We start from the raw sequence: 14559 nt of genomic DNA on the forward strand, positions 1-14559 counted from the left end.
AGAGGTGTTATATAAGATGGAAAAGTTCACCTATTTCTATAAAAGTCAATCTCCCTTTTCACAATGGTATCCGTGCTCGTTCACAGTAGGTGATAATCATTTTAACAGTGCGGAGCAATATATGATGTACGGGAAGGCTGTTTTATTCGGGGACGAGGAACGGAGCCGGAAGATTCTGCTGGCCCGCATCCCCAGAGAACAAAAGGAATTAGGCAGACAGGTTAAGGGCTTCGAACAAAGCTTATGGGTACAGCATTGTAAAGCTATCGTCTACGAAGGGAACAAAGAGAAATTTATTCAGAACGAAGAGCTGCTTCAGCAGCTGCTTGATACTCAAGGCACGACACTCGTGGAAGCGAGTCCGACAGACCGGATCTGGGGTGTAGGCTTGACGGAGGATAATCCGGCGATCCGCAGCAGAAGTACATGGCGCGGCTCGAACTGGCTGGGAGAGGTTCTGACCAGTCTGCGGGATGATCTGATCAAGGGGTAGCTACAGTGATTCCAGTAATGGAGGGAAATAATGAATAATACCAGCAACGCAAGAAGTAGAAGGGCGTTAACCGCACAGGAAACATTAGATATTATTGCCTCAGGGAGCTATAAGAGCCATAACGGACAACTGGTGGACATAACGGAATCCGTCAGAGCGGCTGTCTCCGGCTCGCAGTTATATTCTCCGGAGCAGCTGAAGACGCTTGATGAGCGCACAGCCGGGCAGATCCGCAGCTTAGCGCAGCACAAGGCGGTAATTACCGTAACGGACGAATCTACCTTGGAGGCTGCCCGGCGCCTGGTTGATCAGGAGGGTATTCAACACACCGTGTGTCTGAACTTCGCCTCAGCCAAAAATCCCGGCGGCGGCTTCCTGGGCGGCAGCCAGGCGCAGGAGGAAAGCCTGGCACGCGCCTCTGCCTTGTATCCGAGTATCTCACAAATGAAGGAAATGTACGACTATAACCGCGGACGCAAAACCTGTCTATATTCGCACTACATGATTCATTCTCCGGGTGTTCCCGTATTCCGGGACAGCCGGGATCTGCTGCTGGAGAAGCCGTTCACGGTATCCATGATTACTGCCCCAGCCGTTAATGCAGGTGTAGTCAGGGAACGGGACCCGCAGGAGGTACCGCTAATTGCCGGAGTAATGCTGGAGCGGCTCCGATATATCCTTGCGGTTGCTGCGGATCAGGGACACCGGGCCATTGTGCTTGGAGCGTTCGGCTGCGGCGTATTCCGTAACGACCCGGTTGAGGTTGCCGGATTCTTCCGGAAGGTGCTGCTGCAGGAGGGTTATCTGGTGCTTTTTGACAAGATTGTATTTGCGATTCTTGACCGTTCACCGGGGCAGGCCGCAATCAACGCCTTCCGGCAGAAGCTGTTGTGATGTTGTTCACAGAACATGCGCATGGAAACGGTGAAAATAAAGGAGGTTGTATCTGTATATTTAAGAAATATGGAAAAGGGCAGGGTGAGCTATGATCCACTGGAAGGAATCGTACGACATCGGTGTGGAGCAAATTGATTGCCAGCACAGACAGCTGCTTGTGAAGCTGAACGAATTTTTTGATGCGTGCACCAATCAGAAGGGCAAGGAGCAAATCGAAGAAACACTGAGATTCCTTAAAGAGTATACGCTTGAGCATTTCAGCAGTGAAGAGCAGCTCATGAAGGACATTGATTTTCCAGAGCTGGCCGAGCACCAGAAGACGCATGCTGAATTTGTAAAGACAGTACTTGAGCTGGAGGAGACGGTTAAGACCAAGGGAGTATCCGTACTTTCGACCATTAAGCTGAACCGCACACTCACAGACTGGCTGCTCCAGCATATCAGTAAATGCGACCAGTTGATCGGCGATTGTATCGCTAACAAGGGCAAGGCAGTCTAACTACATAAAGATAGATTCGAAGATGCCGCAGGGCATTTTCTTTTTTTTTGTGTTTTGTAGTATACACCGGGCAGAATTTATACCTGGCAAATACTTTGTGATATGATTTGAACTAGACCGTAAAGATAGGCTCTATGCTAAAGGAGTGGGGATCATGAAAAACCTGCGCATGCTGCTGTCAGGAACTGTAATGCTGCTGGTGCTGGGACTTGTTAACTTCTATATCGGGTATCATCTCTGGGTTCTGCTGGAGGAATTCGTGCCGGGTCTTTCTGCAGGCTTTTACTGGACGGTGTTCATGGTCATTGCTTTTGCATATATGATCGGAATGGTACCGTGGCCGAAGAGCTTGAAGCCTGCAGCCAGATTGTTCAAGGTAGTCGGCTCTTATTACCTTGCCTGTATGGAGTTTGCCGTTATTATGCTGCCGTTGACCGATTTACTCTATTGGATACTGGGTCTTACGGGTGTTGAACGCAGTCTGTTTACTGCTGAAGCAGGGGCGACACTGTTGCTGCTGCTTGCCGTATTCCTGATCTGGGGCTCACGCAATGCCTGGAGTACAATTGTACGCTCGCATCCGATCCGGCTTGATAAGTCAACTGGAACGAGCAGTCCGCTTACAGTCGCTGTGGCATCCGACCTGCATCTGGGAAATATCGTCGGCAACCGCCATCTGCGCAAAATGGTAGCTGAAATCAACCGGATGAACCCGGATATCGTCCTGCTGGCAGGGGATGTGCTGGATGACAGCATTGAGCCGTTCATCCGCAACCGGATGAGTGAGCAGCTGAAGCAGCTGAAGGCCCGCCACGGCGTGTATGCCGTTCTCGGCAACCATGAATATTACGGCGGCTCTATCGCACAATACACCCGGGTAATGGCGGACATTGGTATTAAGGTGCTGCAGGATGAAGTTGTTGAGACCGGAGGCGTATACATTGTCGGGCGTAAGGACAAAACGGCGGAGTCCATGGAAGGCGGCAGAAAAAGTGTCGCTGCGCTGCTTGAAGGACTTGACCATTCGCGGCCAATCCTGATGATGGATCATCAGCCCACCGGATTTGATATTGCTGCCAAGGCGGGAGTGGATGTTCTGCTGTCAGGGCATACCCACCGCGGCCAGATCGCTCCCAACCACTGGATTACGAGACGTCTGTTCGAACTGGACTGGGGTTATCTGCTCAAAGAGAAGCTGCATGTCATCGTCTCCTCAGGATATGGAACCTGGGGCCCGCCGATCCGGCTTGCCAGCCGCTCCGAGCTGATTAAGCTGGAGGTGCTGCCGGAAGGCAGCAGGAGCTATAACGAAGAACCGCTGTCTGCGAAGACTGTGCTGGCTTAAATGTAATTGATTTGACTTTATTTTGCCCCCTGCCTGCGTTCTCAGCAGTGAACAGGGGGCTCTTAACATTTGGGGGGGACTGATGAAATATATTGAGATCGGACTGGGTAACCGCTGGCTGGTTCGGACAGAAACAGAGCTGGCGGATGGCAGCGAGTATGAGCAAAAAGGAATTGTTTGGCCGCTTAAGCTGCATTCAGTATACATAAGATGCTGGGCCGGGCACACCGTATATGTGTTTGACATCAGATCAGGCTTCAAAAGAACCCGTAAGAGCCGGAAAGCATTCAAGCTTATTTTCGGTATCAGCAGTTACCTGTAATCATATTATTTGACAGCTTTAGATGGAAAAGGCACATTGAAGTAGTTAAGCTATTTACTAAGTGGAGCTGAACCGAGATGATAGATGATTTACACAAGCTGGTGCAGGAGCAGCCGCCGGCAACCGAAGCTTTTTTCACACTGGTAGAGACTACGGCAAGTGCTGTAGCGGAATTATGATTATAGGAGCAACCGGTCAGCTTGGAGGCTTGATTATTAATCATTTGCTGCAAAACCTGATTACCGGTTATGGGAGATTACCATATATTCCTTGCAACTAAATAACAACGTGCTGGTCTTACAGGGCTGTCCGGTTGTCATCCTCAAGTATTGTTGCTACCATATAGAACAGCTAGATTTGATAACGGGAGTGGACGATGATGAAGAAAATTCTGGTTGCCGACGATGATGCGAATATCCGCACCCTGCTGCGGCATGTACTGACCCGTGAGGGTTATCTTGTTGTTGAAGCGGGGGACGGACGGGAGGCGCTCGGGCTGCTGAAGGAGCACACGGTCGATCTGGCGGTTGTGGATGTGATGATGCCGCTGATGGATGGACTGGAGCTGTGCCAACATATACGGGAGACCTATGATATACCGATTATTCTGTTAACCGCGCGCCAGCAGCTTAGTGATAAGGAGCAGGGTTATCTGCACGGGACGGATGATTATGTGACGAAGCCGTTCGAGCCCGAGGAGCTGCTGTTCAGAATGAAGGCCTTGTTCCGCCGCTATTCGGTGGCATCGGATGACCGGATCCGCCTTAATTCGCTCGTCATTGACCGCAAGAATTATGAGATCAGTGACGGAAATGATGTACTGCTGCTGCCGGTAAAAGAATTCGAGCTGCTGGCCCAGCTGGCGCAGTACCCGGGGAGATTATTTTCGCGCAGTGAGCTGATTGAGCTGGTGTGGGGAGCGGATTATGAAGGGGATGAGCGGACGGTGGATGTGCATATCAAGCGGCTGCGCCAGCGGTTCGCGGATTACCAGAATGATTTTCTGATCCGGACCGTACGCGGAATCGGCTATAAAGTGGATATGGTGAATTCATGAAATCAATGTATATAAGAATGTGCCTGCTGTTCTGTTCAATGATTGTCATGAGCAGTGTGCTAGGCTTCCTGGTATCCAATCTGTATTATCAGGCCCGTATCAAACCGCAGAACGACGCCAAGCTTACCAAAATGGCCATCGGGATGCAGCAGTTCATCCAGGATCATCCGGACAGTGCCGGTGAATACCTGCTAAGTACGGCATCAGTAGGCTACAAGCTGTATCTCACCAACGGGGAAGGGGAGGAGCGGTTCTACGGATTGCCTTTCCGGAAAAATGATCTCCCCGCAGATAAGCTTCAGCTGGTACTGGACGGTAACGTTTATCACGGCGTGGCGGACTTTCCTGGCAGTGCGTTTATTACCGGATTTTTTGATAATCAGCTCAGCAATTCAATCGGCGTTCCGGTTCTGCTGGACGGACAGACGTACGCGCTGTTTATGCGGCCGGATGCGCAGGTACAGTTCGGCGAGCTGCGGCTGTTTTTTGCCATGCTGATCGGGTTCAGTATTCTGTTCAGTCTATGGTTTGTGGTGGTTGCCGTGCTGCATGTGGTCAAACCGATTACCCGGCTTACCGCTGCCACACAGCGTATCTCCACGGGCAGATATGATATCAGGCTGAATACGAGACGGCGGGATGAGATCGGCCAGCTGGCCTCCCATTTCATGATCATGAGCCGGGAGCTGGAGCGGACGAACCGGGCGCGCCAGGATTTTGTTGCCAATGTCTCACACGAGATTGAGTCGCCGCTGACCTCCATTCAGGGATTTACACATGCGTTACAAGATTCTGCGTTACCGGAAGGCCAGCGTCTGGAGTATCTCTCCATTATTGACCAGGAGAGCCGGCGGCTGTCCAAGCTGAGCAAGCAGCTTCTTACGCTGTCTACACTCGATTATGACGAGAACGCGCTGCAGAGGGAGAGGGTCGATCTGCGGGCCCAGCTCCGCCAGGTCATCCAGACTATGGAATGGCGGCTTACCGAAAAAGAACTGGCAGTCCGTCTGCACGCTGAGGAGATTACCGTAATGGCAGACGGTAATCTGCTTCATCAGGTATGGATGAATCTCGTATCGAATGCAATCAAATATACACCCGCCGGGGGGACAATCACCCTGTCAGCTTCAGCATCCAACGGCATCTGTACCGTAACTGTAACGGATACCGGTGAAGGCATATCAGCCTCTGAGCTGCCGATGATTTTTGACCGGTTCTATAAGGTGGATAAAGCTCGTACTGCGGGCAGCAACAGCAGCGGTCTGGGGCTTTCTATCGCCCAAAAGATTGTTATGGCACATAACGGAACCATTGAGGCTGCCAGCACCGTGGGGGAGGGAACCTCTTTTACAGTCACGTTACCGCATCTGTAATCGTTTATTCATACTCCGTTCATTTTCACCCTTTACACTGTTGCCATACAGAGATGAAGGAGTGGTAGTATGTTTTTGGCATTAAGGGAAATGAGGCACTCCAAGGCTAGATACAGTCTAATTATGGTGATCATGCTGCTGGTTTCGTTCCTGGTGCTGTTCGTGACCGGACTGGCCCGCGGGCTGGCATACGCTAATATTTCTGCTGTGGAAAATATGCCGGCGAACTATTTCACAGTACAGGATGATGCGGAACATACCTTTAGACGCTCACAGTTAAGTGAAGCGGAGCTGGCTGCAGCCATGTCCGTTGTCGGTGACGGTAACGCTGCAACACTTGCTGTGCAGACAAGCACAGTAACGGCTGAGGCTGCAGAGGTAAAAGCGGATATCACCTTTTTTGCAGTTGATATGGACGGGATGCTGGCACCTAAGGTAGTGCAGGGTGAGGCTTTAACCAATGCTTCTCAGGGAAGTGCTATTGTGGACTCAAAGCTGGAGGAATCCGGCATTGCAGTCGGGAGTACAATAGTTGACCAGGCATCCGGAATGAGCTTCAAAGTGGCAGGCACTGTTGAGGACAGCTCCTACAGTCACATGCCGGTCGTGTATATTACCAAATCGGATTGGCAGCTCATGAAGGGAGGAGCAGCGCAGGAAGGCTCAGCCCAGCTGTCTGCCCCTTACAATGTAATCGCGCTAAAGGCAACTTCCGCAGAGGCTGATCAGGTCGCAGGCAAGCTGGATCATGTTGAAGTGATTACGCAAAAGCAGGCCATTTCAAGTATTCCCGGATATGCTGCCGAACAAAAATCGCTGCTGATGATGATCGCATTTCTGTTTGTCATTGCAGCATTTGTGCTGGCCGTGTTCTTCTACGTGATCACGATCCAGAAGACAAGCCAGTTCGGTATCCTGAAAGCGATGGGCACCAAAATGTCTTACCTTGCCTGGAGTGTAGTGGGCCAAGTACTTATCCTCTCTGTGGCGAGCCTGGCGGTCAGCCTGCTGCTGACCTTCGGTATGAATATGGGGCTGCCGGATACGATGCCGTTTCAGCTGGAGCGTTCGACCATCCTTTTGACCTGTGTATTATTTATCGGTATGTCTCTGCTCGGTGCATTGATTTCTGTGGTGAGAGTAGCTAAAGTAGATGCTTTGGAAGCGATAGGGAGGGCTGGGGCATGAGTGCAATGCTGATGATGAAACAGGTTACCAAAAATTACGGGGACGGCGGCCGGACGATGTCGGTGCTTAACAAGCTGGACCTGACAGTGAATGCCGGAGAATTCATCGCTGTGCTGGGACCTTCCGGTTCAGGCAAGAGTACCTTTCTCTCTGCGGCAGGAGCGCTTTTGACACCGACCAGCGGGGAAATCTGGATTGACGGCGAATCATTGACTAATAAAGATAAACGCGAGCTGACAGAGCTGCGGCTGCAAAAGATCGGCTTTATGTTCCAGAATGCACAGCTGCTGCCCTACCTGAAAGTGGAGGAACAGCTGCTGTACGTCGCCAGACTGGCTAAGCTGGGGACCAAAGAGTCCAAGGAACGGGCTGCCGGCTTGATGAAGCGGCTCGGTATCTGGGAACGCCGCAGCCATTATCCCGAGAAGCTGTCCGGGGGCGAGAAGCAGCGGGTGGCGATTGCCCGGGCCTGGATGAACAAGCCGGCCATTCTGTTTGCCGATGAGCCGACGGCCAGCCTGGATTTCGAGCGCGGGAGAGAGGTCGTCCGGATGATAGCCGACGAGGTGCGCAGCGAGGGCAAGGCCGCAGTCATGGTGACCCATGACGAGCGGATGCTGGACTGGTGTGACCGTGTGCTGCATCTGGAGAATGGAATGCTGGCGGAGCATCAGAACACAGAAGCTGCCACTGTTCAAGTATAATCATTTATAATGATAAGCCTGGTTTCTCGCAATGAGATGGAATCAGGCTTTTTCGGCTGCAAGCAGCTTCTCCAGGAACACCCGGCTAGCCATTCCTATCTGGTTTTCTTTGCGGCGGATAATCAGGAACTCTCTTTCCGGCAGCTTCTGCCGGGTTCTGAGTTCGCTGATCTCTCCGCTGCCCAGCTCCTTGCGTACAATCCAGCGGGACAGCAGAGAGATGCCGAGACCGGCGGCAACAGCCTCCTTCACGCCCTGGCTGCTGTTGAACACATAGGAGCGTCTAGCGGAGAGCTGGGCTTCCTGCAGAAAATGATCACTGTAAGCACGCGTGCCGGACCCGGGTTCCCGCAGGACCCAGACTTGATTCTGCAGCATCTCATTATCTACAGCGAGTGCTGCGGTGAGCGGGTGTCCGGTGGCAGCGGTAACGATCATCTCATCCTTCATATAGGGGATAATATCCAGCTCAGAGTCGCGGGTTTCACCCTCTATGAAACCAATGTCCAACTGGTTTGACTTCACCGCGGCAATGATCTCCTCGGTATTCCCTATCGTAACCTGCACTTCGACCTGCGGATACTGTCTGGCAAAGCCGGCTAATTGGCCCGGCAAAATGTACTCTCCTATAGTAAAGCTCGCCCCAAGATTAAGGCTGCCCGTAACTTCATCCCTCAGCAGCCGGATCTCCTGTGCTGCTTCCTCATAATGGGCGAGAATTTGCTTCGCATGCTTAAACAGCACGGCGCCAGCCTCTGTAAGCCTGACCGACTTCGGGGAACGGTGCAGCAGCTTGCTGCCCAGCTCATTCTCCAGATTGCGGATGTGCAGACTGACTCCGGGCTGTGACAGGTTCAGCAGCTCCCCGGCCCTGGAGAAATGCCGCTGCTCAGCAACGGTAACAAATACCCGCAGAGCATCAACGATCATAATAATCCCTCACTTGTAGGTTGCTATAGATATTCACTTCTTCATAATAGCATACTGCTCAGATCAATCATAAGTAATCGTAATGATTGAAATAGCAAACCGGTATTTCACATTCCGTCTGCACAACCCTATAGTTAAGGCAGCGCAGCCGCCAGAGATGCGGCAGACAGGGAGTGGAAGTTATGCACATCCAATTCTTTCAGCACTTTAACCGGCTTGGGGCGGGAAGTAAATATGAGTGGATTATTAACCGGACCCGCAGGCTCGGCAGAGGGCTGCTGATTACCGCAGTGTTGGCGGCAGCGGCCAAGGTTTTGGCTCAGCTGCCTTTTCTGACTATAATGGGCCAGCTTGTATTGGCGATCCTGCTTGGAATTCTGTTCCGCGCCGCCGCCTGCTTGCCGGAAAAAGCAGCGGAAGGCATTCAATTTTCCGCGAAGAAAGGGCTTAGAGCAGGAATTATCCTGCTGGGGCTCAGGCTAAATCTGCATGATATCGTCCAGGCGGGCCCTAAAGTGCTGGCTTTGGCTGTAATGAACATAGTATTTACGCTTGTTACTGTATATCTATTGAGCAGAGTTATGAAAATCGGCCGGAGGCTCGGTATTCTGACCGCCTGCGGAACCGCAATCTGCGGAGCCGCGGCAGTAGCGGCAGTCTCCCCGCAGATTAAGGCTACCGATAATGAGACAGCTGTGAGTGCCGCGACTGTTGCTGTTTTGGGTACTATTTTTACACTTGTTTATATTACAGCTTATCCGTTCCTCGGACTGGGTGAATCAGGATATGGTATTTTTGCCGGAGCAACGCTTCACGAGGTTGCGCATGTCATCGCAGCGTCAGCACCGGTTGGTCAGCAGGCCGCCGATCTGGCGGTTATCGTCAAGCTGACCCGGGTAGCACTGCTTGCACCGGTAGCACTGGGATTGGGCTTATGGGAAAACCGCCGCCAGCGTATCAAAAGCGAAAAGCTCCAGAGTAAAAAGGGGGAACACAGCAAGGATGAACTAAACACCCAGCCCAATAAGCTCCCTGTTCCCTGGTTTATCGGAGGATTTCTGCTGATGAGCGGTGTGAATACCTTAGGTATTCTTCCCGGTGAGCTGACTGCCGGGCTACTAGCTCTGGCGTATCTGCTGCTTGCAATGGCTATGGCCGGACTTGGTCTCGGCATTGATCTAAAGACCTTTTGCCGTTTAGGGGGTAAGCCTTTTGCAGCCGGGTTAGCCGGGTCGCTGCTGCTTTCTCTGCTTGGATTTGTTCTTATTCAGCTTATGGGCTTGAAGTAGCTTTTCATTATGTGTGAAGCATGCTTTAACGGCTTTTTTATCGGGTACTGCTGCGGTAGGCCGACGGCGATACGCCTGTTGTCTTCTTAAATACTTTGGAGAAGTGAGCCAGATCCATACCGACCTGCTCGGCGATGTCACCGATACTGAACTTGGAGCCGGACAGCTGCCGTTTGGCCTGCTCCATTCGTTTGTACTGCACATAATGCATCGGAGGCATCCCCATAAACTTCTTGAAATAAGGGATAAAATAATTCGGATGCAGATGTACAAGCGCAGCCAGCGCATCCACCTCCATGGGCTCATGAAGATGCTCCTCGATATATCCCAGGACACTGGCCAGCTTGCCGTGATCCCCCGTATGCGCTACATCGTCCAGAAAGTTCGCATACCCGCCGCCCTCAAGGCACATAGCCAGCAGCTGCAGCAGACTGGCCTGCCTGCGTAACGTGGACAGGAAGCTGTCATCCTGGAACAGATCAATCAGCTCATTAAAAATCTGCCGGACCGCATCCGGATCAGCAACCTCACAAATATAGAGCTTACCTGCATTGTGGAACAACGGCCATTCCCCGATCTGCGCGTCAAAATGGCAATAATAACGCACATACGAATTATGTGCATACGTTACGGAGGTCTGTGTTGTCCCGGCCGGCATAATCATCAGATGACCGGCATGCGGATAATGTGTCTCGCCGTTAATAATCACCTTACCTTCTCCGCTGTCTATGAAATACAGCCGGTTAAAGGAGGGGGTCTCATTGCTGCGGTCCCAGCCCGGATATTTGCTGCTTAATTGGGCGTGAGTCACTCTCACCGTCAGATTTTGAAGCAGCCGCCCGGTCAGATTGCCTGTATGGGTGCCGCTATGCCTATTGGTTGTTCTGCCCTGCATCCCCGTATTCGCCTTATCCTTCTGCTTATCTTCTGCCGTATCAATCATCTCTTTCTTCCTCATCTTTTCATCCCTCGTCTTTTCATTCTTCAGCGTTCCGTTCATCATGCCGGAAGAGTTCATTTCTGCTTTCTCTCCTTAATGGTTAAATTGTTTTGCCGGATAAGATTATCCACTATAGGCGGAAGCAGCGGAGGGGAATTTTGGAACTGGAGGAGCGGTAGCGTCCGCCTTTAGGTTTGGATTTCTACCGCAATCTGTGGTCTGAAATCAGGAAATCCAAACCTAACAGCGGCCGGAAGTCCAAACATTCTCTGGAGCTGCGCACTCTGCCGGCTAGTGCACAAATTTTGAAGGCTAGCGTATTTCACCATTATACCGCTTTCATTTGTACGTTACATCTTAATAATATACAAAAACACCTTAATTCCACTCATGTTCATTACACGGATTTAGGGTTATTCTCATTTCATAAACATTTACAGGAGTGATCTTTCAGATGGATAAGGTCAGGTTTGGAATTATTGGTGTAGGCAACATGGGCAGATCACATGCCTTCAGTCTGTTGAATGAAGTGAAAGGCGCCGAATTGACAGCAGTCTGCGATATCAGTCCGCAGCGGCTGGAATGGGCGGCGGAGCAGCTGCCCGAGCATGTCCTGCGGTTCAGTTCAAGTGAAGAGCTGTTCAAGTCTGGCAGCGTGGATGCAGTTCTGATCGCCACGCCGCATTACGACCATCCGCCGCTTGCGATTGAAGCACTGAAGCATCATTTACATGTGCTGATCGAAAAGCCGGCAGGCGTATTTACCAAGGCTGTACAGGAAATGAACGATGTGGCTGCACAGAGCGACCGCAAGTTCGGTATTATGTACAATCAGCGGACAAATCCGCTGTACAGAAAGCTGAGGGATTTGATCACATCCGGTGAGCTTGGCGAAATTCGCCGCACCAATTGGATCATAACGGACTGGTACCGTTCGCAGAGCTATTACAATTCCGGCGGCTGGCGCGCGACCTGGGCCGGTGAAGGCGGTGGGGTGCTGCTGAACCAGGACCCGCATCAGCTCGATCTGTGGCAGTGGACAACCGGGATGATGCCGAAGCGGGTACGCGCCTTCTGCCAGTTCGGCAAATACCGTGATATTGAGGTAGAGGACGATGTAACGGCTTATGTTGAGTACGAGAACGGTGCGACCGGCCTGTTCATTACGACGACCGGCGAGGCTCCGGGAACGAACCGCTTTGAAATTACCGGAGATAACGGCAAAATTGTTGTCGAAGACGGCAAGCTGACCTTCTGGCGGCTGCGTACACCGGAGTCTGAATTCAATGCCACCTATACCGGAGGCTTCGGGCAGCCGGAATGCTGGAAATGTGAAATCCCCGTAGATAAAAATAACGGAGGCAGTCATCAGGGCATTCTGCGCAATTTCACGAATGCAATCCTGAACGATGAGCCTTTGATAGCTCCCGGTGAAGAAGGCATACGCGGCTTGACACTGTCTAACGCGATGTATTTATCCGCCTGGACAGATAACTGGGTGGAGCTGCCGATTGATGCGGAGCTGTTCCATGAGCACCTGCTGAAGAAAGTACAAGCCTCTACTTTTAAGAAGGAAACAAGCCAAGGGAAAGCGCTGGATGTATCAGGAACCCACTAAAATTATAATAAGGAGCGATTCTGCATAATGAATCTGTCATCGATTGCTGCTCAAATGTATACACTTCGTGACTATACCAAAACGCCGGAGGGGCTGCGAGAATCCTTTCAGAAGCTAAAAGAAATCGGCTACAAGGCTGTTCAGATTTCTGGCATCGGGCCAATTGATCCGCAATTGGTTAAGGAATATGCCGATGAAGCAGGGCTTGCCATCTGTGCGACCCATGTTCCCTGGAAACGGCTGGTGAATGATCTGGAAGCGATTGCGGCTGAACATAAGCTGTGGAACTGTAAATACATCGGGTTAGGCTCCCTTCCGGCGGAGTATCAGACGAGTCAGGAGGGCTACCGCAGCTTTGTCAGCCAAGCCTCTGAAATTGCCCGCACTTTGAAGGAGAAGCACGGCCTGCAGTTCATTTATCATAATCATGATTTTGAATTTGAACGCTTTGACGGTATAACCGGAATGGATGTGCTGATTAACGAAGGAGATGCTGATGCTCTGGGCTTCGAGCTTGATCTGTACTGGGTCCAGGCTGGAGGCGGGAGCCCGGTCAGCTGGGTTCGCAGGGTAGAAGGAAGAATGCAGGTTGTGCACCTCAAGGATATGGCAATTGTTGAACGGAAGGCGGCTTTTGCTGAAATCGGGGAAGGGAATATGAATTATCCCGACATCATTGAAGCCTGCCGCGAGACCGGTGTGGAATGGTATGTGGTTGAACAGGATGTCTGCCGCCGTGATCCGTTCGTGAGTCTAGCCATCAGCCTGAATTATCTGAAAAAGCTTTTGTAGCCGGAAGGAGACCAGAAGATGAACCGCAAAGACGGAATGATGTACGCACCCAAAAATGAAGCACGTCCGGTAGTTCAGCCTGGCGAATTCACATTTGCTGCTATTGCACTGGATCACGGACATATTTATGGCATGTGCAACGGGCTGATTGAGGCTGGAGCGGAGCTCAAATGGGTGTATGACCCGGATGAGGCCAAGGTTAACGCATTTATCAGCACCTACCCGGGGGTTAAAGCGGCAGGCAGTGCAGAAGAAATCCTGGAGGACCCGGAGATCAGGCTTGTTGCAGCAGCAGCGGTTCCCTCAGAACGTGCGGCGTTAGGAATCAAGGTTATGGAGTACGGTAAAGATTATTTTACAGACAAAGCACCGTTCACCTCGCTGGAGCAGCTTGCCGCGGCAAAGCAGCAGGTTCAGAAGACGGGCCGGAAATACATGAGTTATTTCAGCGAACGGCTGCATGTCGAGAGCGCAGTATATGCCGGACAGCTGGTGAAGCAGGGGGCTATCGGCCGTGTAATCCAGGTCATGGGTACCGGACCGCACCGCCTGAACGCCCCAAGCCGGCCGGAATGGTTCTTTCAGCGTGACAAATACGGCGGTATTATCTGCGATATCGGCAGTCATCAGATAGAGCAGTTTCTATATTATGCCGGCTGCAGCGATGCTAAGGTGCTGCACAGCAAAGTCGCTAATTACAACAACCCGGAGTATCCGGAGCTGGAGGATTTCGGGGATGTCACACTGGTCGGGGATAACGGGGCTACTCAATATTTCCGGGTGGACTGGTTTACGCCGGAAGGCCTGGGAACCTGGGGAGACGGCCGGACGGTAATTCTCGGAACCAAAGGGTACATCGAGCTTCGCAAGTATATTGATATCGGGCGTTCCAAGGAATCAGATCATGTCTATTGGGTTGACAGCGAGGGGGAGCATTATGAGCATGTAGCAGGTAAAGTGGGTTATCCGTTCTTTGGTGAGCTGATTCTCGACTGCCTGCACCGGACTGAAAAGGCAATGACCCAGGAGCATGTATTCAAAGCTGCGGAGCTGTGCCTGATCGCCCAAGCCTCGGCATTGAATCTTACACCGGAAACACTGAAATAGACTGA

At 51.7% G+C, this 14559-nt stretch carries 15 protein-coding genes; 13 read left to right on the forward strand and 2 right to left on the reverse strand.

What is annotated here, in order from left to right:
• Window positions 1-16: 16 nt before the first annotated feature.
• The 9 genes from BN3772_RS21535 to BN3772_RS21575 all read left to right on the forward strand — a co-directional run bounded on the left by BN3772_RS21535 (window position 17) and on the right by BN3772_RS21575 (window position 7878).
• The gene (locus BN3772_RS21535) at window positions 17-493 is read left to right on the forward strand and encodes an NADAR family protein (RefSeq protein WP_042202147.1); all 477 of its coding nucleotides are present in this window, start codon (window positions 17-19) and stop codon (window positions 491-493) included.
• A gap of 30 nt (window positions 494-523) precedes the next feature.
• On the forward strand, window positions 524-1387 hold the full coding sequence (locus tag BN3772_RS21540; protein ID WP_042202148.1) for a TIGR02452 family protein: 864 nt from the start codon (window positions 524-526) through the stop codon (window positions 1385-1387).
• 91 nt (window positions 1388-1478) lie between these two features.
• Window positions 1479-1889 carry a bacteriohemerythrin gene (locus BN3772_RS21545; protein ID WP_052380633.1) on the forward strand — a complete coding sequence of 137 codons (411 nt, stop codon included), beginning with the start codon at window positions 1479-1481 and terminating at the stop codon, window positions 1887-1889.
• Window positions 1890-2043: 154 nt separating this feature from the next.
• Window positions 2044-3234 carry a metallophosphoesterase gene (locus tag BN3772_RS21550; RefSeq protein WP_042202149.1) on the forward strand — a complete coding sequence of 397 codons (1191 nt, stop codon included), beginning with the start codon at window positions 2044-2046 and terminating at the stop codon, window positions 3232-3234.
• 82 nt (window positions 3235-3316) lie between these two features.
• Complete coding sequence (locus BN3772_RS21555) at window positions 3317-3556, forward strand: DUF3977 family protein (protein ID WP_042202150.1); 240 nt, start codon at window positions 3317-3319, stop codon at window positions 3554-3556.
• 379 nt (window positions 3557-3935) lie between these two features.
• Complete coding sequence (locus tag BN3772_RS21560; protein WP_042202152.1) at window positions 3936-4613, forward strand: response regulator transcription factor; 678 nt, start codon at window positions 3936-3938, stop codon at window positions 4611-4613.
• The gene (locus BN3772_RS21565; RefSeq protein WP_042202153.1) at window positions 4610-5986 is read left to right on the forward strand and encodes a sensor histidine kinase; all 1377 of its coding nucleotides are present in this window, start codon (window positions 4610-4612) and stop codon (window positions 5984-5986) included. The genes BN3772_RS21560 and BN3772_RS21565 overlap by 4 nt, the downstream gene beginning before the upstream one ends.
• 69 nt (window positions 5987-6055) lie before the next feature.
• The gene (locus tag BN3772_RS21570) at window positions 6056-7174 is read left to right on the forward strand and encodes an ABC transporter permease (protein ID WP_042202154.1); all 1119 of its coding nucleotides are present in this window, start codon (window positions 6056-6058) and stop codon (window positions 7172-7174) included.
• A complete protein-coding gene (locus tag BN3772_RS21575; protein WP_042202156.1) occupies window positions 7171-7878 on the forward strand; it encodes an ABC transporter ATP-binding protein in 708 nt (235 codons plus the stop codon). Before BN3772_RS21570 ends, BN3772_RS21575 begins: the two co-directional genes overlap by 4 nt.
• Before the next feature lie 42 nt (window positions 7879-7920).
• Here BN3772_RS21575 and BN3772_RS21580 read toward each other — a convergent pair whose 3' ends face one another.
• Window positions 7921-8808 (reverse strand): LysR family transcriptional regulator, encoded by an 888-nt coding sequence (locus BN3772_RS21580; protein ID WP_042202157.1) that lies wholly within the window; start codon window positions 8806-8808, stop codon window positions 7921-7923.
• A 182-nt stretch (window positions 8809-8990) separates the two neighbouring features.
• On the opposite strand from BN3772_RS21580, the gene BN3772_RS21585 reads away from it, so the two are divergent.
• The gene (locus BN3772_RS21585) at window positions 8991-10097 is read left to right on the forward strand and encodes a YeiH family protein (RefSeq protein WP_042202158.1); all 1107 of its coding nucleotides are present in this window, start codon (window positions 8991-8993) and stop codon (window positions 10095-10097) included.
• Window positions 10098-10134: 37 nt separating this feature from the next.
• On the opposite strand, the gene BN3772_RS21590 is transcribed toward BN3772_RS21585, so the two are convergent.
• Window positions 10135-11115 carry a helix-turn-helix domain-containing protein gene (locus BN3772_RS21590; RefSeq protein WP_341872587.1) on the reverse strand — a complete coding sequence of 327 codons (981 nt, stop codon included), beginning with the start codon at window positions 11113-11115 and terminating at the stop codon, window positions 10135-10137.
• Between the two features lie 376 nt (window positions 11116-11491).
• On the opposite strand from BN3772_RS21590, the gene BN3772_RS21595 reads away from it, so the two are divergent.
• Genes BN3772_RS21595 through BN3772_RS21605 form a run of 3 tightly spaced genes read left to right on the forward strand, consistent with a single transcriptional unit; the run spans window position 11492 to window position 14554 of the window.
• On the forward strand, window positions 11492-12655 hold the full coding sequence (locus BN3772_RS21595) for a Gfo/Idh/MocA family protein (protein WP_042202159.1): 1164 nt from the start codon (window positions 11492-11494) through the stop codon (window positions 12653-12655).
• Window positions 12656-12682: 27 nt separating this feature from the next.
• Complete coding sequence (locus tag BN3772_RS21600; RefSeq protein ID WP_042202160.1) at window positions 12683-13447, forward strand: sugar phosphate isomerase/epimerase family protein; 765 nt, start codon at window positions 12683-12685, stop codon at window positions 13445-13447.
• Window positions 13448-13465: 18 nt separating this feature from the next.
• Entirely contained in the window at window positions 13466-14554 is a 1089-nt protein-coding gene (locus tag BN3772_RS21605) for a Gfo/Idh/MocA family protein (protein WP_042202161.1), read from the forward strand.
• Window positions 14555-14559: the final 5 nt, after the last annotated feature.

Source organism: Paenibacillus camerounensis (assembly GCF_000723885.1).
Taxonomy (GTDB): domain Bacteria; phylum Bacillota; class Bacilli; order Paenibacillales; family Paenibacillaceae; genus Paenibacillus_AQ; species Paenibacillus_AQ camerounensis.